Source organism: Christiangramia sp. LLG6405-1, assembly GCF_045055805.1.
In the GTDB taxonomy this organism is placed as follows: Bacteria; Bacteroidota; Bacteroidia; order Flavobacteriales; family Flavobacteriaceae; genus Christiangramia.
This window is the reverse complement of record NZ_CP159330.1, coordinates 844552-867172: the sequence shown is the minus strand read 5'-3', so window position 1 is coordinate 867172 and position 22621 is coordinate 844552. Positions and strand designations below refer to the sequence as shown.

Genomic DNA, 22621 nt, shown 5'->3' with positions numbered 1-22621 from the left:
TTGTTCCACCCGATATTTGCAGTGTTCTTTTGAATAACTAAAACCAAAAAAATGGATATCAATCAATTTGGCAATAAAGGCTGGACCCCGGAACGAATTAAAGGTCTTGGTGGTAAGACATTCGTAGTTACCGGAACGACTAGTGGAACTGGATTTGAGGCTGGCAGAATTTTATTGTCTAAAGGGGCAAAATTGGTAATGGTTAATCGAAATCCTCAGAAGTCTGAGGAGGTTATTGCTACCTATAAAAAAGAATTGGGCAGCAGTATTGATGTTTCAAATATCACAATGGATCTGGGAAAACAGTCTTCTGTTAAACAGGCTGCGAAAGAAGTGATTCAAAAAGTACATCAAATTGATGGTCTCTTATGTAATGCGGCAATCGCCCAGGTTCCTGAAAGAAGACTAACGGTGGATGGTTTTGAGAATCAGCTGGGAGTAAATCACTACGGACATTTTATTTTACAAGGACTGCTTTTCCCTTTAATTGAGAAATCCAGAGGTCGAATAGTGGTAGTAGGAAGTGAAGGTTACAAGATGGGTTTAAAGACGATCAATTTTGAGGATATGAACTGGGATTCTAAGTATTCGGCCAACGATGCTTACAGTCAGAGTAAGTTAGCCCAGATCATGACTGTATATGAGTTGCAGGACAGACTGAAAAAGGCAGGCAGAACAGCTGTTAAAGTCTATGCCTGCCATCCAGGAGCTTCCAGAACTTCACTTATTAAAACCAGCGGTAGCTTAATGACTCGTTTTATCTGGCAATTAATGAAGTTGTCTCCCTTTGTACAGTCGGCAGAAAGAGGCGCTTATCCTGAATTAATGTGTGCTACGGAACCATATCTTGAAGAAGATGCATTTTATGGACCTACTGGAAGGAATTACTGGACCGGTCCAGTTGGTGAGTGTACATTGGAACCTCATGCGAAGGACAAAGCAGTATTGCAAAAACTCTGGAATATTTCAGAAAAAGCTACCGGTTTCAATTGGAACTTGTAGATATAATTGATTCATTTTCATAGAATTTGAAAGATGGAGTATGAATTGAATATGCAGACAATAGGAATATTAAAATACAGTAATTATGGATATATTAAGGACAGCGACAGACTGGGCGAAAGCAGAAGTTTTCTCAACCGCATTCTTTATCATGGCGGCTATCATGTTTTTGCTCGCAAGTATAGGATTCTGGCAATTGGGAAAAACAGAAATAGCAAAAGCTTATATTATACCAACATTGGTGGCTGGTATTCTGTTGCTAACTATAGGTTTAGGCCTGTTTTTTACTAATAAATTGAGGATCGATCAATTTGAAAAAGCGTATAATGAGAATGCTTTGGCCTTTGTAAATTCTGAACAGGAAAGGGTAGATCGTACCTTAAATGAGTATCAAACTACCGTATTCAAGGCTATACCAATGATAATCGCCAGTTGTGCTTCAATCCTCATATTTGTAGAAATACCCATCTGGAGGGCTAGTATGATAACAACTATTAGCATGTTAGCAGTAATATTATTGATTGATGGAACTGCGCACGCTAGGATACAAGATTATAATCATCAATTACTATTAATGCAAAGTAGCTCAAAGCTTTAGATGTATTTTCAGAGTTTCCAATATCTGAAGAAAAATAATCAAACAACACTGTCTTTTAGTAGTTCTGGGTTAGAAGTAATTATAATATTCAAAATCCGTCCAAATGGTGATAATTAAAAAACTAATGATCATAATACTGGCTATTATTCTGGTAATTGGAGTAGGAATTTTTCTATTTCTGAATACAGAGAGATTTGGAAAGCATCCTTCAGGAGATAGATTAGCAAGGATGGAGAATTCTCCCAACTATAGAGAGGGTAGTTTTCAGAATCTGAAGGATACACCAATGCTTACGGAAGGCGTTAGCTATATTAAAGTTCTTTCAGATTTCCTGTTTTCTGCGAGTCCTGAAGAACCTTCAGAAATACCTACAGTGAAAACCGACCTAATGAATCTGCAGCGAGATGAAGATGTACTGGTTTGGATGGGTCACTCATCTTACTTTATGCAAGTAGATGGAATCAAAATACTCGTAGATCCTGTTTTTGGCGGTAATGCTTCACCAATTTCTTTTACTACCAAAGCATTCGAAGGAACCGATATTTATTCCGTAGAAGATATTCCTGAGATCGATTACCTGTTCCTGTCCCATGATCACTGGGACCATATGGATTATAGAACTCTTAAAAAATTGAATCCTAAAACTAAAAAGGTGATAACAGGACTGGGAAATGGAGCGCATTTGGAACATTGGGGTTACGACTCAGAAAAAATCCTTGAAGGTGACTGGTACGAATCTTTTGAACTGGAAGACGATTTTAGAGTGGATATCTTGCCAGCACGGCATTTTTCTGGTAGAGGTTTGAAAGGTGGCCAGACGCTATGGGCATCATTTATTCTAAAAACTTCGCAATCAACTATCTACATTGGTGGTGATAGTGGATATGATGATCATTTTAAAGTGATTGGAGAGAAATACGGTCCTATAGACCTGGCTATTCTGGAGAATGGACAATACGATCAAAACTGGAAGTATATTCATATGCTGCCTGGTGAGCAAATGAAAGCAGCTAAGGACTTGAATGCAAGCACTGTATTTCCAGTGCATTCCGGCAAATTTACACTGGCCAACCATGCATGGAATGAGCCATTAGAAACAATTTCAGTTGATGCTGAAAAATCTGAAATTAGACTAATAACACCCAAAATAGGTGAGTTGGTAGACTTGAAGGATAAAGGGCAGAAATTTGAAAAATGGTGGAACTTTTAAACAAATTAGGTATGAGACATTTCAAAACACTTTCAGCATTTATAGATTATCTGGAATTACCCCGGCCTGAGCATCCTATGATTAGTGTCTTTTCTGCAAGGGGTGAGCAGTTCTTACCCTGTCCTAAGGAGAGTTCACCACCAATTACGAATGATTGCTATTCCATCAGTCTGAAAAAAATTGTAGAAGGAGATCTTAACTACGGTAGAACCACTTACGATTTTACCAACGGAGTTTTAATTTTTCTGGCACCAAAACAGGTTTTACAATGGGATTCCAGTGCTATATATGAGCAAAAAGGATTTTCAATTCACTTTCACGAGGATTTTTTAAAAGGTACAGACCTGGCACATCAAATCAAAAAGTACGGGTTCTTTTCCTATGCAGCGAACGAAGCGCTGCACCTTTCTCCAAGAGAGGAAAAGCAAATGGAGTCTATAGTTGAAAATATCGAGATTGAATATCACAACAATCAGGATGAATTCAGTAAGGAAATCATTATTTCACAATTGAGCGTTCTTCTTAAGTATGCGAATCGATTTTATGAAAGACAATTTTTAAATCGCAAAGAACTTTCACACGACTTGTTAGAACAATTTAACGAGCAGTTATCGAATTATTTTGAATCTGGACAACTAAAGGAAAACGGGATTCCAAGTATTCAGCATATTGCAGATAAACTTTCGGTTTCAAAACGCTATTTAAGCGATACATTAAAGAAAGAGACAGGAAAAACTTCCACAGAGCATTTGCAATTATATCTCATTGATGAAGCAAAAAACATTCTGCTGAATCCAGAGAAGTCAATTTCTGAAGTTGCATATGAACTGGGATTTGAGTACCCACCTTACTTCTCCAGATTATTTAAGAAGAAAGAAGGCATTAGCCCTTCCGCTTACAGGGAGAAATACAAAATGAACTAATTAGTTAAACGCTGAATGCATTTGGCGTTTAAATTCAGATTTAATAATTTCTAGATCTGGATATACTTAAGAATTTTGAACTACCGAATCTCAAATTTCGCATTGGTTCTAATGTAGAGCAGTACTTCAGCAGTAGTATTTATCTTATGAGAACTTCTAGTTGTAGAACTAAAAGAACTTCCTCTGTCCAATTGTGTCAATGCTTTCTCTCCTGGCATTTGATATCCAATATTTCCTGAAATCACGATTCCTGTAAAAACTTCTCCGTCACTTAGAATTTCTCCATGATAGTTTTCAGGTAAATGGATTAGGATGCCCTGAATGTCCTGTGTGTTCTTCCATAGGAAACTTAGCTGAGCAAGACTATTTCCAGAGATCCAGTTTGTTGCAGTATGATCAAGCCAAACCACATTAGAAATATCGAGATTAACAGGTCGTTCTTTATTCTGAAAAGATTCTTCCACAGGCTTAACGTGGTACGGGCCATGATCTATTTCAATATATGCCATGCTCGCTTTTCCTTTAGCAGCGGTAATATGTGAGGCACCAGCGGGCTGAGTCCAGAATGAACCTGTAGGCATCCACATTTTTTCAGCCTCCGGATCATCGTTATGAATGAGTCCGTTCATTACTATTGCTCTATACGTTACATTGTGAATATGTGGTGGAGAAGAAAATCCGTCCTTGAATTTTCCAATATAACCTGTGGCAACATCAACTTTCCTGTCTCCCCAGATGGTTCCTGCTAAAGGACTCTGGTCACCTCGCGCAGGGTTCATCTTTTCCCATTTGATATCTGAACTTAGTTTGATTTTATTTGTAAATCCTTCAGATTCAGCTCTTTTATTTTCTTGCGTCGTTTGATAGGCATAGCTCGGAAACCCAAAACAGATAGTAGCTATGAGGATGAAAATTTTTGTCATTTTATATGTTTTATTGTGATCGATTTTCATTTAAGAGGAAGTATTAGTTCAATTCTGAAGTTAGCTACTGAAAGAAAACATACAAGATGAAGACTTGACTATCCTCTCAGTTACTTTTAATAGTTCTTCAATTCTAGGTTTATTGTAGGCGTCTGCGTGGGCAGCACCAAAAGCCTCCTTGTCATTATCGAAGTATTTGCCGGTATCACTCTTATATTTATCTGAGATTGCCAGATCAACTAGTATAGTTGAGCCTTTATCTGCTGGTGACCAATGCTTCCCAAATGCCTGCTTCACCATATTCGTATTTAGTAGAGAGCCTGGATTTACTGCGATTACTGTTATTTCCTGAAACTTTTCAGCAAGATGGAAACTCCACATTGTAAGTGCAAGCTTGCTTTGTGCATAAGCTTCACTTTCTGGAATATTTTCTTCACCCTGCAAAGCTTTTGAAGAAACCGGGGATTGCGCTGCAGAACTTAAATTGACGATTCTTTCAATTTTACCCTTGTAGAGATCAAGAAGATGATTAGTCAACAGGTATGGAGCTAGATAATTTACCATAAACCTCATGTCCAGTCCTTGAGCATTTTGAGATTCGTTGGTTATATACACCCCGGCATTATTGATAAGAACGTCAATTGAATCTACAGAATTAAATATTTCTTCGGCAAGAGACCTTATGTTTTCAATATTGGAAAGGTCGGCTGTAAATCCTTGAATTTTTTGATTGCCTGATTCATTTCGTAATTCTGAAACAACACTTTCTAATTTTGCCTTATTTCTTCCGTGTATGACAACCCGGTGACCCTGGGTGGCAAGACTGGTAGCAGCCAGTTTTCCAATTCCATCAGTGCTACCGGTTATAAGTATTGTTTTCATAACGTTCGTTTTAATAATCTAAACTGAATTTGACAACGCTTTCTAATATAGCTTAGAGATAATTATTAGATAGAACCCCTTCAGAATAATATCTGTTTATCAAATTATATGATTTTATTCTGAAGAGTACTTTATTTGTTAAGTTTTTGGATCATCATTAGGCATTTTCCACCACAACTTTACCCATCGCCTTGCCGCTTTCCAACCTCGTGTATGCCTGTCCTATTTCCTTCATGGAAAAACTAGATTCATCAAGCAATGGTATTAATTTGCCCTCTTCAGCAATTTTAGTCAGCTGTTTTAGAATTTTCCCATGTTCTTCGCGCTTATGGTTGTGAAGCATTGGAATAAGCATAAAGACAACATGAAGTGATAGGCCTTTAAAATGCATAGGATTAAGATCCATTTCTAGCATGGAAACCGTAGTTGCAATATGTCCATTCAATGCGGCGGCTTCAAAAGATTTACTCAGGTTTTCACCTCCTACGGAATCAAAAACAACATCAAAACCATGGCCAGCTGTATACTTTTCAACATAATCTTCTACAGATTCTTCTTTATAATTGATTCCTTTCGCCCCGAAGTTTTCGATGACTTCAAGTTGTTTAGTTCCACCACCGGTAGAAAATACCTCAGCTCCAAAATATTTAGTTAATTGTATAGCGAGATGACCAACTCCGCCTGAACCGCCATGAACAAGAACCTTTTGTCCCTTTTGAACCTGGGCACGGGTTAACCCTTCATAAGCAGTTATCCCAACCAGAGGAATGGCCGCTGCTTCTTTCATGCTTAGATTCTTCGGTTTATGTGCTATTAGATTATGGTCTGCAGCAATATATTCAGCAAGAGTTCCCTGAAGGTCTGCCAGGCCGCCTGCACAACCATAAACTTCATCACCAACAGAAAATCCTTCCACGCCATCACCGGTTTTTTCGATGATTCCTGCGAAATCCATTCCCAATATTGCTGGAGTGTCTGGTGATAACGGCAAATCCTTTCCCATATTTTTGATCATGGTATCTACCGTATTGACACTGGAGGCAGCGATCTTTACTAGCACCTCTCCAACTTTTACTTCAGGCCTTACAACTTCAGATAATTCAAATGTTGCATTTTCTCCATATTCCTTTAGAACCATTGCTTTCATATTCTTATTTTTAATTACTATAAAAATTATAGTAGCAAAATTAAGTATAGGATACTATATTTGCAATAACGGTCAAAATTGATAGTAACTATGAAAGACAAAACTTCAGACTCGAGTCATATTTATAATGGCGAAACCTATCCGTGTTGTGCTAGTTTAACCATGGGAATCATTGGTGGTAAATGGAAAGCTGTGATATTATTTCACTTAAAGAACGGTACTTTACGTTATAGTGAACTTAGGAAAATGATGCCTACGGTTACGGAGAGAACACTGAGTCTTCAATTACGAAAACTCGAGGATGACGGTATTGTAGATAGAGCAGTTTATCATGAGAAACCACCCTTAAAAGTTGAATATTCACTAAGTGCAAGGGGAAAAACTCTGATTCCGTTAATTGAAGCCATTGCCGATTGGGGCGACTATGTTGTATCGGAACATCCTAAATAGAGTTTATTGTGTCTGAATTTTAAGTTGTTAACCAGATGTATTTTTACAAAAATCACATGCTTCAATTCTCCGATTTCTTTTCAGATTAAAATATACAAGGCGATTTTCTCATTCAAAAATTACCTCTTCGCAGTCTATCTACTAAGGATTTATAATATCCAACTCTGCCAGTTTCTCCCTCGTAAGTGGTTTTCTTATTACTTTACGAACATATGGATGTGAGTTTGCGTTCTCTATTTCGGCAGGATTATTAGAAAAGGTGAGTACATAAACTGTTATATTATAATGAATTCCAGCTTGCTGTAGTTTATCCAGTAACTGCAATCCGGAGAGAATGGGCATATTGAGATCTAGAAAAACTAGAACTTCCTTTACATCTTTATCCATACTTATAAGTATATCCAATGCTTGGGTAGAATCATCGTATCTCTCCAGAAAATTTTCAGGAAAGAATTCCTGCAGAAGAAGTTTTTGGATTGTATGGATGATCGTGTCATCATCAATCACAAAAATCCTATCAAATTTGGTGTTCGCCATCAGTCTTCCATTCTTTCGATAAGTTCCACCAGTGCAGGCATCGTTATTGGTTTCACCAGATAATTTTTTACGGCGTTATAGTCTGAAGCTTTTTGCCTGTCGGCTTCATTAATACTACTGGTCAATATATAGATCGTTATCTGCTCCTTAATAGGTAATTTGGTAAATTCATCCAGAAATTTCCACCCATCCCATATCGGCATGGTCAGGTCTAAAAGAATGATTTCAGGAAGTGTTTTTTTGCTTTCCCAATCCAGCTTAAGACCATCGAAGGCCTCCTTTCCGTCATTGTAAATCTGAATATTATCAATATATCCTGAAGATTCTAAATATCTCTTGGATAAGTAAATGTGTACGGGGTCGTCTTCAACAAGACAGGCTAAATTAATTTTGCTCATTAGGTAATTTGATTATAAATTTTGTTCCAACGTCTACTGTACTTTCAATATCAATAGATCCGTTCATATTCTCAATTTGGTTCTTGACAAGAAATAATCCTACGCCTCTAGCATCTTCATGTTTATGAAAAATCTTATACATTTTGAAAAGATCTTTTTTGTGAGTATCCAGGTCGATACCAATTCCATTATCCTCGATCTCAATCACTACAAGTTTTTTCCGAAGGTCATCTGTAGCCGAGATCTTTATGATACTATCCCTGTCTGGCGAAGAATATTTGATCCCATTGGTTACCAGGTTTAAAAGGATACTTTCAACATAGGCTCTTAATCCATAAACATTTAAACTCTCCTCAACATTCGCCTTAATTTGAACATTTCCAGCTATCGTGAGGGGTTCTACACTTTCTATAATTTTGTCTACGGCAGGTTTTAATTGAACATTTTGAAAATCCTCCTGGCCTGAAATATTTACTTTTACGATATCATTTAAATCATGAATGGTAGTTTCGAGATTACCTGAAGCAGTTTTTAGATGCTTGAAGGATTCTTCACTTTTGACCTCTGGATTTGACTCACTAAGGAAATCCAGCAGTAGTGAGATACCACTAGAGTGAGAGCGCAAGTTATGAGAAACGATATGTGCGAAATTTTTTAATCTGTCATTCTGTTTCTCGGTTATGGATAGTAGATTTTCGATTTTATGAAAATTGAATTCCTGTAGCTCCTCATTTTTCTTTCGCTCTGAAATATCTTCGATAAAACTCCAGATGATCTTTTTACCATTAGGATCCTTTGCCGTAACACCTTTTAACAGAACCGGGTATTTAGTTCCATCCTTTCTAATATACTCTTTCTCGTAAGGCCCGTAGGTTCCTTTAATATCCAGTTCTTTTAATTGCTCTTTTTCCATCTCTAGATATTGCTCGGGTGTTAACTGAAAATATGTGAGATTTAAAAACTCCTCCTGGCTGTATCCTGTAGGTTCTACCAACCTCTTATTAACATCAATGAAAGCCCCGGTATCGTAATCATTTAACGCGATACCAATTGGAGATAAATTGTACAAGGATTCCAGTAGCTTTTCTCTAAAAAGTATTTCAATATCAACCTTCTTTTTTTCGCTAATATCGCGATGTAGTCCATACATTCTGGTTGGTCTTCCAGTGGCATCTCTTTCGAAAATCTTCCCCTGGCTGGATATCCATAGATACTCCCCGTTCTTATGTTTAATTCTGAATTCACTGCTAAATTTTTTAGTATTTCCTTCGAAATGTGACTGTACCTTCTGCTGAAGAGGTAGAAGGTCTTCAGGATGCACGATCGCTCTCCATGCATCTACCATCTGATTTGGGAATTCGCTTCGGGAGTAACCAGAAATCTGATACCACACATCACTGAAGGTCATCTGGTCATTAACTATATCCCAATCAAAGGTGGCAGTTTCAGTTCCTTCAATGATAAAGTTATATTTTGTCTGCTCACGCAGCAAATTACTGTTCAGCTGTTTCAATTCATTCGTCTTCCGGGAAAGCTCGATTGACTTCATCACCTGGTTGGCAACCTTTTTCAGTTTGTCTATTTGTTCTTCGGAAAAGTTTTTTGGCTCAAAATCAATTGTGCATAAGGAACCAATGGAATAACCTGAAGAATTCGAGAGCGGTACACCTGCATAGGATAGAAGTGGATTTTCGCCAGTTACAAAAGGATTATCTTTAAATCTTTTATCTTTACGGGCATCTTCTACGATCATAAATCCTTCCGAAGAACTAATAGTATGAGCACAAAATGTAAACTCCCTCGGGAATTCTCTTGTTTCGAGGTCCATACCATAAGCCGACTTTATATACTGTGTATTCTGACCAATTAAAGTGATTAAGGCACTTGGTGTTCCACAGATCTCAGCAGCCATAGCACTCAAAAAATCAAGATCTTCATCATCTATGTATTGATGTGGACTGTATTTTTCGACTTCAAGATTTCGCTGAATATCGTTTTGAGGAGTAGGAAAATTTTTCATGGGTGACAAATGTTGGGCTGCATAAGAAAGCTAAAACTAAAACATTTATTGCGAACCTCTATAAGAAACAATTAAACTTCATATGACTAAACCATATATTAAGGAGTAATAACGATCTTACAAGGAATAAAAATCGTAATTATATATGAACTGTTAAATCTATCAACAAAGGTTATGCACCTTAAGTTATTGAAAACCAGAAATATATGTATTAAGCTTTTATTTCTAAACTGATCCTTACGTATTTACGTAAATATTTCAGAAATTCACGCACCAACAAATGACTTAACCTTAACTAGTAGTTTGCGTTTTCGGGCTACTAGCTTGATAATTTTGCTGTTATACTTTTGGCTATGGACTGTTTAAGGAACTTGCTTCTTAACTTCGGGTTATTCTTTGCGATAGCTACCAGTTGCTATGGTCAAATGTCACCTCCAGAACCTATGGCTCAGGATGCAACTAATCCAAGACCATGTTCTGAAGTCACTGATAACGGAGGTAATCCTGCACCTGTACCACCAGGGCTTTGCCTTCCTATAGATGGTTATGTATATATTTTAATGGGTGCCGGTCTGGTCGTTGGTTGTTACCAGCTTAGAAAATTTGATCTCGCCTAGGAAAGCTCGGTGATTCGCTTTACATATTTCCCGATCACATCAAACTCAAGATTAACGGTATCCCCCTTTTGCAGATCTTTAAAGTTCGTATGCTCATAAGTATATGGAATGATCGCTACAGAAAATTCTGTTGCCTTGCTGTTCACCACGGTAAGACTTACACCGTTTACAGTAATTGATCCTTTCTCGATCGTAAGATTTCCAATTTTCGGGTCGTACTCAAACGTATAATGCCAGCTACCCTCCGTTTCTTTTGCCTCTTTGCAAGTCGCTGTCTGGTCAACATGTCCCTGTACTATATGTCCATCAAGACGTGCACCTAGTTTCATTCCACGTTCCAGGTTTACAGCGTCCCCAGTCTTCAGATTTCCTATGCTTGTCTTGTTTAAGGTCTCCTGAACTGCAGTTACAGTATATGTATTATCTTCAATAGAAACCACTGTAAGACAAACACCATTATGAGAAACACTCTGGTCTATCTTTAATTCCGGAGTCATTTCCGCAGAAATCTTTAGATTCACATTACCTTCCGACTTCTCTAAAGCTACAATTTTTCCTATTTCTTCTACGATCCCTGTGAACATGCTATTCTATAATAATGGTTACATTTGTGTGTAAAATTAAAATATTATATCGGGAAAGTTTATGAAACAGGAGGAAATGATCAAACTGGGGATTAGTATTGGAGATCTGAATGGAATTGGGAGTGAGATCGTACTGAAGACTTTTGATGATGCGAGAATGCTGGAATTTTGTACTCCTATTATATTCGCATCTTTTAAGATCATCAATTTTCTTAAAAAACATTACAAGCTATCATTGAACTTCCAGGGGATCGACGATCCTTCCAAAGCAATTGATGGAAAGATTAATGTAATGAATGTCTGGAAAGAGAATGTAAATATCAAGTTTGGTGAAGAGGATAATGAGATTGGTAGTTTTGCATTTAAATCTCTTGCTGCGGCCACTTCAGCATTAAAAAATGATGAGATCGATGTGCTGGTCACCGCACCTATTAATAAGTCGACTATTCAGTCTGAAGATTTTAAGTTTCCGGGACATACAGATTATTTAGCGAGGGAACTTGGAGGTGAAAGCTTAATGTTCATGATCACAGATAATCTGAAGGTTGGTTTACTTACAGATCATGTTGCATTAAAAGATATTGCTTCAGTCATAACTCCCGAACTCATAGAATCAAAAATCAATACCATTAGTAAGACCTTAAAACAGGATTTCAGGGTTCAGAAGCCTAAGATCGCCGTGCTGGGTATTAATCCGCATAGCGGTGATAATGGTGTGATTGGGAAAGAAGACGAGGAAACTTTAAAGCCTACAATTCAAAAACTGAGAGATAAAGGACAGTTGGTATTCGGCCCTTATTCTGCAGATAGTTTCTTCGGCTCAAAAAATTATAAGAATTTTGATGCCGTAGTGGCTTCTTATCATGATCAGGGTTTGATCCCTTTTAAAACTTTATCCTTTGGAAGAGGGGTGAACTTTACAGCAGGATTGAAAAAGGTTAGAACTTCTCCAGATCATGGAACAGGTTTCGATATTGCGGGGAAGAACGAAGCAAATATTAATTCTTTTAAAGAGGCTGTTTTTAAAGGAATCGAGATCTATAAAGCGCGTGAGGAATATAAGGTGCTCACAGAAAATCCGTTGAAGAAACAAGGCAGGAAGATATAAACAAAAATTTGTTTATAAAAAGAGCATAATTCATTAATTTTTATATCTTTGCACCCGCCTTAACGGAAACGTGAGGCACTCAAAACTGAGGAGAGATGAGGAATTTAGCGGAGTTTACGATCCCCTTTAAGGGATTAAAGCTTGGGAAGCACCAGTTTGAGTATGAGTTAGATAACAGGTTCTTTGAACATTTTGAGTACGAGGAATTCAACAGTGCAGATGTAAAGATCGACCTGCTGTTTGAAAAGAAAAGCACCATGATGGAGCTTACTTTTAATGCAGGAGGAACAGTGAATGTTAATTGCGATCTTACCAACGAGCCTTATCATCAACCAATTGAAAACACGCTTTTCCTGGTGATCAAGTTTGGCGATGAATTCAACAACGAAGATGAAGATCTCCTTATTATTCCCCATGGAGAATACGAGGTGAATATCCAGCAATATATTTATGAGCTGGTGGTACTTGGAGTACCGGCAAAAAGAATTCATCCGGGTGTTGAAGACGGCACATTAGAATCTGATGTACTTGATAAGTTGGAAGAACACAGTTTGAAAAGTCAGAAAAAGAGAAATGAGGATGATATAGATCCTCGCTGGGACAAATTAAAAAATTTATTAAACGAATAATTAATAGGAAGCCATGGCACATCCAAAGAGAAAAATCTCGAAAACCAGAAGAGATAAGAGAAGAACACATTATAAAGCTTCAGCTCCAAAAGTTGCTGTAGACGCTGTAACAGGTGAAGCGCACTTGTATCACAGAGCTCACTGGCACGAAGGTAAACTTTACTACCGTGGTCAGATCTTAATCGATAACGCAGAAGAAGTAGAGGCTTAGTAAAGTCTTAGAGCTTCAAGAATTACAGGAAACTCTCACGTTGTGGGAGTTTTTTGTTTTTAGTTGATTAAGTCCCAAAAAGACCTTAATTTGCACGCCGGTTTGATTAATATTTAGTAATTTTCTAAGAATGAAGATATTATATTTCCTGCCGATGAAGGGTGAATTAAATCCAAATTTATGAGCAAAATCACAGCAGCGATTACGGCTGTAGGTGCTTATGTACCTGAAGATATTTTGACCAACAAAATGTTGGAAGAATTGGTGGATACCACAGATGAGTGGATCCTCAGCAGGACAGGAATTAAAGAAAGACGAATACTCAAAGATCCCTCAAAAGGAACTTCTTACTTAGCCGTCGAGGCAGCCAAAGATTTGATCAATAAGACAAATCTTGATCCGGCAGAAATAGACTTAATCATTTTAGGAACGGTATCTCCAGATATGCCAGTAGCGGCTACAGCTGTTCATGTGGCTTCTGAGATTGGTGCCGTAAATGCCTTTGCTTACGATCTGCAGGCGGCATGTTCTAGTTTCCTTTATGGAATGTCTACCGGAGCGGCTTATATAGAATCTGGAAGATATAAGAAGATCCTGGTGATTGGTGCAGATAAGATGTCCTCTATCCTTGATTATACAGATAGAACGACCTGTATAATTTTTGGCGATGGAGCAGGAGCTGCGCTAATGGAACCAAATTTTGAAGGTTTGGGATTACAGGATGAACTACTAAGATGTGATTCTATAGGACGTAATTCTCTTAAGATCGCTGCAGGTGGATCTCTATTACCACCTTCTGAAGAAACTGTAGCTAAAAAACTTCATTACGTACAGCAGGATGGAAAGACGGTTTTCAAATTTGCTGTTTCGAACATGGCTGAAGTAAGCGCCGAAATCATGGAAAGAAACAATCTTACGAATAAAGATGTAGATTGGCTGGTGGCACATCAGGCAAATAAGAGAATTGTAGATGCGACCGCCAAAAGAATGAACCTTACAGATGAGAGCAAGGTGTTAATGAATATAGAGAGGTATGGAAATACCACTGCTGCAACCTTACCTTTGTTACTCAGTGATTACGAAAAACAATTTAAAAAAGGAGATAATTTAATATTTGCCTCTTTTGGAGGTGGCTTCACTTGGGGAGCTACTTACCTTAAATGGGCTTATAACTCATAAAAACCAACACCAATATTATGGATTTAAAGGAAATTCAGAATCTGATTAAATTTGTGGCTAAATCTGGCGCAAGTGAGGTTAAACTTGAAACAGGTGATGTAAAGATCACAATTAAAACAGGTTCAGACGATAAGGAAACTACCATAGTACAACAGGTTCCTATGGGAGGACAACAACTACAGCAAATGCCAGCTCAACAGCAGGCTCCGGCACAACAAGCTGCTCCTCAGGAAGCTGCTCCAGCCGCTGAAGACAAGCAGGCCGCAGATGATGATTCTAAATACATCACTGTAAAATCTCCTATAATCGGGACATTCTATAGAAAGCCTTCTCCAGACAAGCCAACTTTTGTTGAGGTAGGAGATTCAGTAAAAGAAGGTGATGTACTTTGTATCATTGAAGCAATGAAACTTTTCAACGAGATCGAAAGTGAAGTATCTGGAAAGATCGTAAAAGTACTGGTAGATGATTCATCTCCTGTAGAGTTCGATCAGCCACTTTACCTGGTAGATCCGTCATAAATTACTGCCCATTTTAACACCTGCAAGCCCATTTATGGGCTTCAGAACTTTAAAAGCAACTAGGTATGTTTAAAAAAATATTGATTGCAAACAGGGGAGAGATCGCACTTCGTGTGATTCGTACCTGTAAGGAAATGGGAATAAAAACGGTAGCGGTTTACTCTACTGCAGATGCTGAAAGTCTACACGTTAGATTTGCAGATGAAGCGGTTTGTATTGGACCACCACCAAGTAACCTTTCCTATCTTAAAATTTCGAATATCATCGCTGCAGCAGAGATTACCAATGCTGATGCGATCCACCCGGGATACGGTTTCCTTTCTGAAAATGCTAAATTTTCCAAGATCTGTGAAGAACATGATATTAAATTCATTGGAGCTTCACCAGAGATGATTAGTAAAATGGGAGATAAGGCAACAGCTAAAGCTACGATGAGAGCGGCTGGAGTACCATGTGTTCCTGGATCTGAAGGGATTATAAAGGATTTTACAGAATGTAAAAAACTAGCCAAGGAAGTTGGATACCCTGTGATGCTTAAGGCAACTGCTGGAGGTGGAGGTAAAGGGATGCGAGCTATCTGGAAAGAAGAAGAGCTGGAACCAGCCTGGGAATCTGCCCGTAAAGAAGCAGCAGCATCTTTTGGAAATGATGGGATGTATATGGAAAAGCTTATTGAAGAGCCACGCCATATCGAGATCCAGATCGTAGGAGACAGTAGCGGTAAGGCCTGTCATCTTTCTGAAAGAGATTGTTCTGTACAAAGACGTCACCAGAAACTTACTGAAGAAACTCCGTCACCTTTTATGACAGATACGCTACGTAAGAAAATGGGTGATGCTGCGGTAAAAGCTGCTGAATATATTAAGTATGAGGGTGCTGGTACTGTTGAATTCCTGGTAGATAAGCATAGAAATTTCTATTTTATGGAAATGAATACGCGTATCCAGGTTGAGCACCCAATTACAGAGCAGGTGATCGATTACGATCTTATTCGTGAGCAGATTCTTGTAGCTTCTGGAGTGCCAATTTCAGGTAAGAATTATATTCCGCAGTTACATTCTATCGAGTGTAGAATCAACGCAGAAGACCCATATCATAACTTTAGACCATCACCGGGGAAGATCACCAATCTTCATGCACCGGGAGGTCACGGAGTTCGTATCGACACCCACGTTTATAGTGGCTATGTGATCCCTCCAAATTATGATTCAATGATCGCGAAATTGATCACGACCGCTCAAACAAGAGAGGAAGCGATCAACAAAATGAAGCGTGCACTGGACGAGTTTGTGATCGAGGGTGTTAAAACCACGATTCCATTCCACCGCCAGTTGATGGATCATCCAGATTATATTGAAGGTAATTATACTACTAAATTCATGGAGGATTTTAAAATGAAACCTCTGGAAGAATAAAAATTAACCCCGGAACTTCCGGGGTTTTTTATGCACTACTTTTTGTAATTTGACCTGAAACTAAAAACGAACATGAATCTTTCCTTCTGGGAACATGAATCCTGGATCATTAATATCGACTATTGTATTATAGGCAGTGGGATCACAGGTTTAAACTGTGCTTTGCACCTACGAAAATCAAAACCATCGGCTAAAATTCTCATTATTGAGAAAGGGCTGCTTCCAGAAGGAGCTAGCACCAAAAACGCTGGTTTTGCCTGCTTCGGAAGTATTTCTGAAATCCTTGATGATCTTAAAACTTTATCTGAAGATGAAGTGGTTGAGCTAGTAGAAAAGCGTCGTAACGGACTCTCTTTACTTCGGAAGAATCTGGGTGACACACAGATCGATTTTCAGCAGAATGGAGGATACGAACTTTTTACCAGTGCAGATGAAGATTTGTACCAGCGCAGTATGGAGGCTATTCCAGTCATTAATAGTATGCTGAAACCGGTCTTTGGAGAGTCCGTTTTTAGAGAAACTTCTAATTCCTTTGGCTTCAGTAACATTATGCCCAGACTTATTGTGAATCAATTTGAAGGACAGATCGACACCGGTAAGTTGATGCAAACACTATTGAAGAAAGTATCTTCTGAAGATATACAGGTGCTCAACGGTATTATAGTAAATTCGTTTTTCGATGAAGAACATTCCGTCAGGATCGAAACAGATAAATTTCAAATTTCAGCTAAAAAATTATTGATCGCGACCAATGGATTTGCATCCAGCCTTGGACTTGATCATGTAAAACCAGCCCGCGCACAGGTATTGATCACCAAGCCCATCAAAAATTTGAATCTTAAAGGCACTTTTCATCTGGACAGAGGTTATTACTATTTTCGAAATATTGGAAATCGTGTCCTTATTGGAGGTGGTCGTAACCTGGATTTCGAAGCTGAAGAGACTGAACAAATGGGCACAACCGCTCTTGTCCAGAACAAACTTGAGCACTTATTAAAAACCTGTATCTTGCCTGAGACCAATTTTGAAATAGACAGAAAGTGGAGCGGGATCATGGGGATTGGATCCTCAAGGCAACCAATGGTGAAGGCACTTTCCAGAAATGTAAGCTGCGGAGTTCGCCTTGGTGGAATGGGGATCACAATTGGTAGCCTGGTTGGAAGAGACCTGGCCGAAATAACATTGAATTCATGAACAGAAAATTTTTTAGATTTATCTTCAAGGTACTTCTTGGACTGTTCCTGTTTAGTATTGCTATCGTAGTGATCTATAAATGGGTGCCAGTTCCTTTTACTCCTTTAATGGTGATACGTTACTTTGAAAATCCAGAGGAAGATATTAAGCACGACTGGGTAGCAATGGATGAAATATCAGGTCATCTCCAGAAAGCGGTCATCGCTAGTGAAGACCAGAATTTCCCTTCTCATAGTGGCTTCGATTTTGAAGCGATTAAGGAAGCTATGGAAGATAATCGCAATGGAAGAAAGATTCGGGGAGCAAGCACAATTTCACAACAAACTGCGAAAAATGTTTTCCTGTACCCGGGAAGAACCTGGTTTCGGAAAGGCCTGGAAGCATATTTTACATTCCTGATCGAAATAATTTGGGGTAAAGAACGAATTCTTGAAGTCTACCTGAATAGTATTGAAATGGGTAAAGGAGTCTACGGCGCGCAAGCGGCATCAAAACATTGGTTTGGTAAGGAAGCTGTAAACCTTGGAGCTTATGAAGCCGCGGCTATTGCTGCTGTGTTGCCGAATCCAAGGGTATATCGAGCAAGTCCGGCGTCTTCTTTTATTACCAACAGAAAGAACTGGATCGTTCGGCAGATGCAAAATCTTGGTAAACTTAGCTTAGACTAAATGGAAATGCTTAAACAAGAATTGTTGGAGAAATGTGAGCATTTCATTCAGCAAAAAACAACTGCTTTGCAAAATGCGATGCAGGGATTAAAACAGGATTTGGAAAACGAATCCAAGAGTAGTGCTGGAGACAAGTTTGAGACTGGCAGAGAAATGATCAATATTGAGTGGAACAAACTCAGCAATCAATTACAGCAATATGAGCAAATGCAGTCTGTTTTAAAGCGGATCAGTGTACAAACCGACTCTGGGATCGTGAAAGCAGGTAGTATCATTTATACTGAAAAGGCTAATTATTTTATTTCTATTCCAGCTGGGGAAATCATCGTTCAGGACACTAAATTCTATGCCATAGGTAGTAAAGCTCCAGTTGCTATCGCCATGCTTGGAAAAACTGAGAATGACTGCTACACTTTTAATCAGCAAGAGGTACTTATTAAAAAGATAATTTAATTCGAGTTTCCAACACCTCGTCTTTCACTTTAAAATAAATCTTTGTGCCAGCGATCAATTCTTCATGGTGATCTATTAGTATCGTTCTATTTCCGGCCAATACTTCAACCAGGAAAACCTCTCCTTTAAAATATGATTTCCTGACTGTAGCTTCGGTGCCAGATTGTGTGATCTTTAATTCATGAGGATAGACCACTACTTTGTTATTACTGTCATGATCTATTTTAAGCAATTTGACAGGAATATGGTTTACATCTCCAAACAGGCTGGCGACATAATGATTTTGCGGTTGCTCATATAATTCCCGAGGAGTTCCCTGAGCGTAGATCTTTGAGTTTTTAAGAACAAAGGTTCTATCGGCAAAAGCCAATGCATCGGTACTGTCATGTGTGGCAATGATACACGTGATATTCTGCTCCTTCAGGTAAGCGAAAAGCTTTCTTCTCAACTTATTTTTTCTGAAGTGATCTATATGGCTAAAAGGTTCATCGAGTAACAATATTTCTGGTTCTTTAGCTAAAGCACGAGCCAAGGCAATTCTTTGCTGCTGCCCGCCACTTAGTAATTTTGCTTTTTTATCAGCAAGATCGGTCATTTCTACAACCTCCAGTAATTCTTTGATTCGGCGTTTTTTTTTGACAGGATAAAAATTACTGAGGTATTTCCCAACATTATCAGCAGCGCTTAGTGGTAACATCAAATCAAAATCCTGGGCAAGATATTTTATAAAGTCTTCTCCGGGAACCAGGTTGAAATTAGGACCTAGAAGCTCTTTATCTTTCCAGGTGATCTTTCCTTCTGTATGTAAGAGTCCGTAGATGAGTTTTAGCAAGGTGCTTTTACCACAGCCACTTTCACCAATGATCGAAATGTTCTCAGCCGGTATTATGTTCATATTGATATTCTTCAATACAGGCTCAGTATCATAGGCGAAGGAGACATTCTTAAGCTGAAGCATAGGTTAAATTCTTGTTGAAATTATCATAATATAAGTTTCCGGAAATGGCTATTTACGTAACTTATTTTAAAGCTAAAGAACATAAATTAGAATAGAATCATCGAATGCAAAAAATAGTCGTTTACGATCTCAATAAGACCTTATATCAAAAATCTTCCAAAGATGAATTTTTCAAATTTGTATGTTATAAAAATGGATATAAGCTGATAAGACTTGCCCAGCTTGGATGGTTGAAAATGCTGGGAAATATGCGGCTTGTCAGCAAAACTGATTTCAAAGAAAACTTCTACGATTATCTCAAAGATCTGGATCCGGAAACGGTGAAAAAGTATGCAAAGCAATTCTGGAACTTGGAATACCCGGAATTCTTCAGAAATAAAATGCTAGAAGATATTCAGAAATTTGATGAGCAGGGTATCAAGGTGTTTGTAGTTACCGGTGGATTCGAAGTCTATACGAAATATCTGGAACAAATTCTTCCCGTTCAGGTACTTGGAACAAGAACTACTTATAAGAATGGTGATTATACTATTGATGGCAAGGCTTGTAACGATGAAGAGAAAATAAGACGTTTAGACGAAGCGCTTGGAGAATATGAATTGCTGGAAGCTTACTCAGATGATGATGAAGAGATCTTGCATAAAGCTGAAAAAGGGTTTCTGGTAGATGAAGAGTCTGGGGAATTAAAGCAGGTAAACTAAAGCTTCCCGAAATAAAACAAAAAAAGCGCGGCTGAAGAGCCGCGCTTTTTTAGTGATCCAGATGATCAACAATATTAATCTTTAGAAATCTCTTTCAGTTCACTTGGAAGTGCTTCAAAACCCATATTATAAAGAGTGAAACCGAAGATATCTGCATATTCTTCAATGATCTTACTGGTTGGCTTTCCTGCACCATGACCGGCATTTGTCTCAATCCTGATTAGCGTAGGATTAGTTCCTTCTTGCTTATCCTGTAGTTCGGCAGCATATTTAAAAGAATGAGCAGGCACTACACGATCATCATGATCTCCAGTAGTCACCAGAGTCGCAGGATATTCTATACCTGCCTCAACACTATGCACTGGAGAATAGTTATATAGATACTGGAACATTTCTTTATTATCTTCCGAAGTACCATAATCATAAGCCCATCCTGCACCGGCGGTAAACGTATGATATCTTAACATGTCCATAACTCCAACTGCAGGCAATGCTACTTTCATAAGATCAGGTCGCTGAGTCATAGTAGCACCTACAAGCAGTCCACCGTTAGAACCACCTCTTACAGCAAGATAATCGCTGGAGGTATAATCATTGTCGATTAGGTATTCTGCAGCAGCAATGAAATCATCAAATACATTCTGCTTTTTAAGCTTTGTACCTGCATCATGCCATGCTTTACCATATTCACCACCACCTCGAAGGTTAGGAACGGCGTAAACACCGCCTTGCTCCAGCCATACGCTCATTGCAGTGCTAAAACCCGGAGTCAGGCTCACATTGAATCCTCCATAACCATAAAGGATCGTTGGATTCTTTCCGTTAACTTGAGTTCCCTTTTTGTAGGTAATGATCATTGGGATCTTCGTACCATCCTTTGATTCGTAGAATACCTGTTCGCTGGTAAACTGTTCGGGATCAAAATCTATGTTTGGTTTATTGTAAACTTCAGAAGTACCATTTTCAATATCATATTTATAAATAGTACCCGGAGTCACGTAATTTGTGAAGCTATAGTAAAGTACATCTTTATCTTTCTTTGCTCCAAAACCTCCGGCAGAACCTACGCCTGGAAGTTCTACTTCACGTACAAGTTTTCCATCATAATCGTATTGTTTTACTTTTGAAATGGCATCTACCATATACTCTGTAAAGAAATAACCACCACCGGTTGAAGGACTCAATACATGCTCGGTTTCCGGGATAAAATCCTCCCAGTTCTCCGGACTTGGATCGCTGGCGTCAACGGTCACGATCTTCTTGTTTGGCGCGTCAAGATTGGTCACGATAAATAATTTGCTACCCTCATTTTCGATCACATAAGAATCGGTATCCTGATTATCTAAAATTGTAACCAGTTCTGGATTTTCCTTCTGAAGGTCCATCATATAAAGTTCCCCGCCAGAAGTTGAATTACGGGCCGAAATGATCAGGTAACTATTATCTTCAGTAACACTTCCTCCTACATAACGACGTTTTTGTGCTTCAGAATTTCCGAAGATGATCTTGTCATCGCTTTGTGGCGTTCCAAGTTTATGATAATATAATTTATGCTGATCTGTCTTTGCTGAAAGCTCACTTCCATCAGGCTTGTCATAGCTTGAGTAGTAAAAACCTTCATTGCCTTTCCAAGAAATTCCGCTGAACTTTACATCTTTGATCGTATCGCCAAGGATCTTTTTATCATCAGCATTCATCAAAATGATCTTTCTCCAGTCGCTTCCACCTTCAGAAATAGCATAGGCTAGCTTTTTTCCATCTTCGGAAAAGCTCATTCCCGCAAGAGAAGTAGTACCATCTTCAATGAATTTATTCGGGTCTAAAAATACTTTTGCTTCCGCTTCTTCTGATTCACGGTGATAAAGAACACTTTGATTCTGAAGTCCGTCGTTTTTAAAGAAATAGATCTTTCCACCTTCAGTAAAAGGAGCGCTCAGTTTTTCATAATCCCATAACTTTGTAAGACGTTCCTTAAGTTTATTTCTGTACGGAATGTTCTCAAGGTAATCGAAAGTCACCTCATTCTGTCTTTTTACCCAGTTCTCGGTTTCCTCGCTACGATCATCCTCGAGCCAGCGATATGGATCTTTTACCTCGGTTCCAAAATAATCGGTTACAGTATCAACTTTCTTGGTTTCAGGATAGTTCAATTTGCTTTGGTTTTGACTTTGTGCACTTAGTGAGCCGGCAACTAACCCCAGCCCAATAATGCCTGAATAAATTTTCTTCATACAATTCTTAGTTTAGAGACCTAAAATAAGAATAAAAAAGCCTGAATCTGTAGAGTTTCAGG

General features: G+C 38.5%; 25 protein-coding genes. 16 read left to right on the top strand and 9 right to left on the bottom strand.

The features are described from left to right. Positions 1-51: 51 nt before the first annotated feature. The 4 genes from ABVM50_RS04050 to ABVM50_RS04035 all read left to right on the top strand — a co-directional run bounded on the left by ABVM50_RS04050 (position 52) and on the right by ABVM50_RS04035 (position 3733). Positions 52-1002: an SDR family oxidoreductase gene (locus tag ABVM50_RS04050; RefSeq protein ID WP_405200077.1), complete on the top strand. Its 951-nt coding sequence runs from the start codon at positions 52-54 to the stop codon at positions 1000-1002. An 85-nt stretch (positions 1003-1087) separates the two neighbouring features. Then, positions 1088-1600: a hypothetical protein gene (locus ABVM50_RS04045; RefSeq protein WP_405200076.1), complete on the top strand. Its 513-nt coding sequence runs from the start codon at positions 1088-1090 to the stop codon at positions 1598-1600. A 124-nt stretch (positions 1601-1724) separates the two neighbouring features. Continuing rightward, entirely contained in the window at positions 1725-2810 is a 1086-nt protein-coding gene (locus ABVM50_RS04040; protein ID WP_405200075.1) for an MBL fold metallo-hydrolase, read from the top strand. An 11-nt stretch (positions 2811-2821) separates the two neighbouring features. Then, positions 2822-3733 carry a helix-turn-helix domain-containing protein gene (locus ABVM50_RS04035; RefSeq protein WP_405200074.1) on the top strand — a complete coding sequence of 304 codons (912 nt, stop codon included), beginning with the start codon at positions 2822-2824 and terminating at the stop codon, positions 3731-3733. An 80-nt stretch (positions 3734-3813) separates the two neighbouring features. On the opposite strand, the gene ABVM50_RS04030 is transcribed toward ABVM50_RS04035, so the two are convergent. The 3 genes from ABVM50_RS04030 to ABVM50_RS04020 all read right to left on the bottom strand — a co-directional run bounded on the left by ABVM50_RS04030 (position 3814) and on the right by ABVM50_RS04020 (position 6685). Further along, complete coding sequence (locus ABVM50_RS04030) at positions 3814-4656, bottom strand: DUF4437 domain-containing protein (RefSeq protein WP_405200073.1); 843 nt, start codon at positions 4654-4656, stop codon at positions 3814-3816. A gap of 60 nt (positions 4657-4716) precedes the next feature. Further along, positions 4717-5538, bottom strand: coding sequence for an SDR family NAD(P)-dependent oxidoreductase (locus ABVM50_RS04025; RefSeq protein WP_405200072.1), 822 nt, complete (start codon positions 5536-5538; stop codon positions 4717-4719). Positions 5539-5695: 157 nt separating this feature from the next. Then, positions 5696-6685, bottom strand: coding sequence for a zinc-dependent alcohol dehydrogenase family protein (locus ABVM50_RS04020; RefSeq protein WP_405200071.1), 990 nt, complete (start codon positions 6683-6685; stop codon positions 5696-5698). A gap of 90 nt (positions 6686-6775) precedes the next feature. Here ABVM50_RS04020 and ABVM50_RS04015 point away from each other — a divergent pair, with 90 nt between their 5' ends. Beyond that, positions 6776-7135 carry a winged helix-turn-helix transcriptional regulator gene (locus ABVM50_RS04015; RefSeq protein ID WP_405200070.1) on the top strand — a complete coding sequence of 120 codons (360 nt, stop codon included), beginning with the start codon at positions 6776-6778 and terminating at the stop codon, positions 7133-7135. A 141-nt stretch (positions 7136-7276) separates the two neighbouring features. On the opposite strand, the gene ABVM50_RS04010 is transcribed toward ABVM50_RS04015, so the two are convergent. The 3 genes from ABVM50_RS04010 to ABVM50_RS04000 are packed head-to-tail and all read right to left on the bottom strand — an operon-like array spanning position 7277 to position 10090. Next, positions 7277-7672, bottom strand: a complete 396-nt coding sequence (locus ABVM50_RS04010) for a response regulator (protein ID WP_405200069.1) — start codon at positions 7670-7672, stop codon at positions 7277-7279. Beyond that, positions 7672-8070, bottom strand: a complete 399-nt coding sequence (locus tag ABVM50_RS04005; RefSeq protein WP_405200068.1) for a response regulator — start codon at positions 8068-8070, stop codon at positions 7672-7674. Before ABVM50_RS04005 ends, ABVM50_RS04010 begins: the two co-directional genes overlap by 1 nt. Continuing rightward, a complete protein-coding gene (locus ABVM50_RS04000) occupies positions 8057-10090 on the bottom strand; it encodes a PAS domain-containing protein (protein ID WP_405200067.1) in 2034 nt (677 codons plus the stop codon). The genes ABVM50_RS04005 and ABVM50_RS04000 overlap by 14 nt, the downstream gene beginning before the upstream one ends. A 353-nt stretch (positions 10091-10443) precedes the next feature. Between ABVM50_RS04000 and ABVM50_RS03995 the strand changes: the two genes are divergently transcribed. After that, positions 10444-10707: a hypothetical protein gene (locus ABVM50_RS03995; protein ID WP_405200066.1), complete on the top strand. Its 264-nt coding sequence runs from the start codon at positions 10444-10446 to the stop codon at positions 10705-10707. Here ABVM50_RS03995 and ABVM50_RS03990 read toward each other — a convergent pair. Then, on the bottom strand, positions 10704-11291 hold the full coding sequence (locus ABVM50_RS03990; RefSeq protein WP_405200065.1) for a riboflavin synthase: 588 nt from the start codon (positions 11289-11291) through the stop codon (positions 10704-10706). The two genes, ABVM50_RS03995 and ABVM50_RS03990, sit on opposite strands and share 4 nt — an antisense overlap. A 61-nt stretch (positions 11292-11352) precedes the next feature. Here ABVM50_RS03990 and pdxA point away from each other — a divergent pair, with 61 nt between their 5' ends. The 9 genes from pdxA to ABVM50_RS03945 all read left to right on the top strand — a co-directional run bounded on the left by pdxA (position 11353) and on the right by ABVM50_RS03945 (position 18669). Then, entirely contained in the window at positions 11353-12399 is a 1047-nt protein-coding gene (gene pdxA, locus ABVM50_RS03985; RefSeq protein ID WP_405200064.1) for a 4-hydroxythreonine-4-phosphate dehydrogenase PdxA, read from the top strand. A gap of 95 nt (positions 12400-12494) precedes the next feature. Beyond that, entirely contained in the window at positions 12495-13028 is a 534-nt protein-coding gene (locus tag ABVM50_RS03980) for a YceD family protein (protein WP_405200063.1), read from the top strand. A 13-nt stretch (positions 13029-13041) separates the two neighbouring features. Further along, positions 13042-13239, top strand: coding sequence for a 50S ribosomal protein L32 (rpmF, locus tag ABVM50_RS03975; protein WP_141876327.1), 198 nt, complete (start codon positions 13042-13044; stop codon positions 13237-13239). 180 nt (positions 13240-13419) lie between these two features. After that, the gene (locus tag ABVM50_RS03970; protein WP_141876326.1) at positions 13420-14418 is read left to right on the top strand and encodes a beta-ketoacyl-ACP synthase III; all 999 of its coding nucleotides are present in this window, start codon (positions 13420-13422) and stop codon (positions 14416-14418) included. A 17-nt stretch (positions 14419-14435) separates the two neighbouring features. Next, on the top strand, positions 14436-14939 hold the full coding sequence (gene accB / locus ABVM50_RS03965) for an acetyl-CoA carboxylase biotin carboxyl carrier protein (RefSeq protein WP_141876325.1): 504 nt from the start codon (positions 14436-14438) through the stop codon (positions 14937-14939). A gap of 65 nt (positions 14940-15004) precedes the next feature. Further along, positions 15005-16354, top strand: coding sequence for an acetyl-CoA carboxylase biotin carboxylase subunit (gene accC, locus ABVM50_RS03960; RefSeq protein ID WP_405200062.1), 1350 nt, complete (start codon positions 15005-15007; stop codon positions 16352-16354). 72 nt (positions 16355-16426) lie between these two features. Continuing rightward, positions 16427-17548: an NAD(P)/FAD-dependent oxidoreductase gene (locus tag ABVM50_RS03955; RefSeq protein ID WP_405200061.1), complete on the top strand. Its 1122-nt coding sequence runs from the start codon at positions 16427-16429 to the stop codon at positions 17546-17548. Then, complete coding sequence (mtgA, locus tag ABVM50_RS03950) at positions 17545-18216, top strand: monofunctional biosynthetic peptidoglycan transglycosylase (protein WP_405200060.1); 672 nt, start codon at positions 17545-17547, stop codon at positions 18214-18216. The genes ABVM50_RS03955 and mtgA overlap by 4 nt, the downstream gene beginning before the upstream one ends. Positions 18217-18222: 6 nt before the next feature. Beyond that, a complete protein-coding gene (locus tag ABVM50_RS03945; protein WP_405200059.1) occupies positions 18223-18669 on the top strand; it encodes a transcription elongation factor in 447 nt (148 codons plus the stop codon). Here ABVM50_RS03945 and ABVM50_RS03940 read toward each other — a convergent pair. Then, complete coding sequence (locus ABVM50_RS03940; RefSeq protein WP_405200058.1) at positions 18653-19627, bottom strand: ABC transporter ATP-binding protein; 975 nt, start codon at positions 19625-19627, stop codon at positions 18653-18655. The genes ABVM50_RS03945 and ABVM50_RS03940 overlap by 17 nt on opposite strands. Positions 19628-19731: 104 nt before the next feature. Between ABVM50_RS03940 and ABVM50_RS03935 the strand changes: the two genes are divergently transcribed. Continuing rightward, positions 19732-20328, top strand: a complete 597-nt coding sequence (locus tag ABVM50_RS03935; protein WP_405200057.1) for an HAD family hydrolase — start codon at positions 19732-19734, stop codon at positions 20326-20328. 74 nt (positions 20329-20402) lie between these two features. On the opposite strand, the gene ABVM50_RS03930 is transcribed toward ABVM50_RS03935, so the two are convergent. Next, positions 20403-22559 carry a prolyl oligopeptidase family protein gene (locus ABVM50_RS03930; protein ID WP_405200056.1) on the bottom strand — a complete coding sequence of 719 codons (2157 nt, stop codon included), beginning with the start codon at positions 22557-22559 and terminating at the stop codon, positions 20403-20405. Between the last annotated feature and the right edge of the window lie 62 nt (positions 22560-22621).

What these genes read in the sequence shown, in the direction of transcription:
- ABVM50_RS04050 (WP_405200077.1), top strand. Translation starts at nt 52, where the DNA reads ATGGATATCAATCAATTTGGCAATAAAGGCTGGACCCCGGAACGAATT.
- ABVM50_RS04045 (WP_405200076.1), top strand. Translation starts at nt 1,088, where the DNA reads ATGGATATATTAAGGACAGCGACAGACTGGGCGAAAGCAGAAGTTTTC.
- ABVM50_RS04040 (WP_405200075.1), top strand. Translation starts at nt 1,725, where the DNA reads ATGATCATAATACTGGCTATTATTCTGGTAATTGGAGTAGGAATTTTT.
- ABVM50_RS04035 (WP_405200074.1), top strand. Translation starts at nt 2,822, where the DNA reads ATGAGACATTTCAAAACACTTTCAGCATTTATAGATTATCTGGAATTA.
- ABVM50_RS04030 (WP_405200073.1), bottom strand. Translation starts at nt 4,656, where the DNA reads ATGACAAAAATTTTCATCCTCATAGCTACTATCTGTTTTGGGTTTCCG.
- ABVM50_RS04025 (WP_405200072.1), bottom strand. Translation starts at nt 5,538, where the DNA reads ATGAAAACAATACTTATAACCGGTAGCACTGATGGAATTGGAAAACTG.
- ABVM50_RS04020 (WP_405200071.1), bottom strand. Translation starts at nt 6,685, where the DNA reads ATGAAAGCAATGGTTCTAAAGGAATATGGAGAAAATGCAACATTTGAA.
- ABVM50_RS04015 (WP_405200070.1), top strand. Translation starts at nt 6,776, where the DNA reads ATGAAAGACAAAACTTCAGACTCGAGTCATATTTATAATGGCGAAACC.
- ABVM50_RS04010 (WP_405200069.1), bottom strand. Translation starts at nt 7,672, where the DNA reads ATGGCGAACACCAAATTTGATAGGATTTTTGTGATTGATGATGACACG.
- ABVM50_RS04005 (WP_405200068.1), bottom strand. Translation starts at nt 8,070, where the DNA reads ATGAGCAAAATTAATTTAGCCTGTCTTGTTGAAGACGACCCCGTACAC.
- ABVM50_RS04000 (WP_405200067.1), bottom strand. Translation starts at nt 10,090, where the DNA reads ATGAAAAATTTTCCTACTCCTCAAAACGATATTCAGCGAAATCTTGAA.
- ABVM50_RS03995 (WP_405200066.1), top strand. Translation starts at nt 10,444, where the DNA reads ATGGACTGTTTAAGGAACTTGCTTCTTAACTTCGGGTTATTCTTTGCG.
- ABVM50_RS03990 (WP_405200065.1), bottom strand. Translation starts at nt 11,291, where the DNA reads ATGTTCACAGGGATCGTAGAAGAAATAGGAAAAATTGTAGCTTTAGAG.
- pdxA (WP_405200064.1), top strand. Translation starts at nt 11,353, where the DNA reads ATGAAACAGGAGGAAATGATCAAACTGGGGATTAGTATTGGAGATCTG.
- ABVM50_RS03980 (WP_405200063.1), top strand. Translation starts at nt 12,495, where the DNA reads ATGAGGAATTTAGCGGAGTTTACGATCCCCTTTAAGGGATTAAAGCTT.
- rpmF (WP_141876327.1), top strand. Translation starts at nt 13,042, where the DNA reads ATGGCACATCCAAAGAGAAAAATCTCGAAAACCAGAAGAGATAAGAGA.
- ABVM50_RS03970 (WP_141876326.1), top strand. Translation starts at nt 13,420, where the DNA reads ATGAGCAAAATCACAGCAGCGATTACGGCTGTAGGTGCTTATGTACCT.
- accB (WP_141876325.1), top strand. Translation starts at nt 14,436, where the DNA reads ATGGATTTAAAGGAAATTCAGAATCTGATTAAATTTGTGGCTAAATCT.
- accC (WP_405200062.1), top strand. Translation starts at nt 15,005, where the DNA reads ATGTTTAAAAAAATATTGATTGCAAACAGGGGAGAGATCGCACTTCGT.
- ABVM50_RS03955 (WP_405200061.1), top strand. Translation starts at nt 16,427, where the DNA reads ATGAATCTTTCCTTCTGGGAACATGAATCCTGGATCATTAATATCGAC.
- mtgA (WP_405200060.1), top strand. Translation starts at nt 17,545, where the DNA reads ATGAACAGAAAATTTTTTAGATTTATCTTCAAGGTACTTCTTGGACTG.
- ABVM50_RS03945 (WP_405200059.1), top strand. Translation starts at nt 18,223, where the DNA reads ATGCTTAAACAAGAATTGTTGGAGAAATGTGAGCATTTCATTCAGCAA.
- ABVM50_RS03940 (WP_405200058.1), bottom strand. Translation starts at nt 19,627, where the DNA reads ATGCTTCAGCTTAAGAATGTCTCCTTCGCCTATGATACTGAGCCTGTA.
- ABVM50_RS03935 (WP_405200057.1), top strand. Translation starts at nt 19,732, where the DNA reads ATGCAAAAAATAGTCGTTTACGATCTCAATAAGACCTTATATCAAAAA.
- ABVM50_RS03930 (WP_405200056.1), bottom strand. Translation starts at nt 22,559, where the DNA reads ATGAAGAAAATTTATTCAGGCATTATTGGGCTGGGGTTAGTTGCCGGC.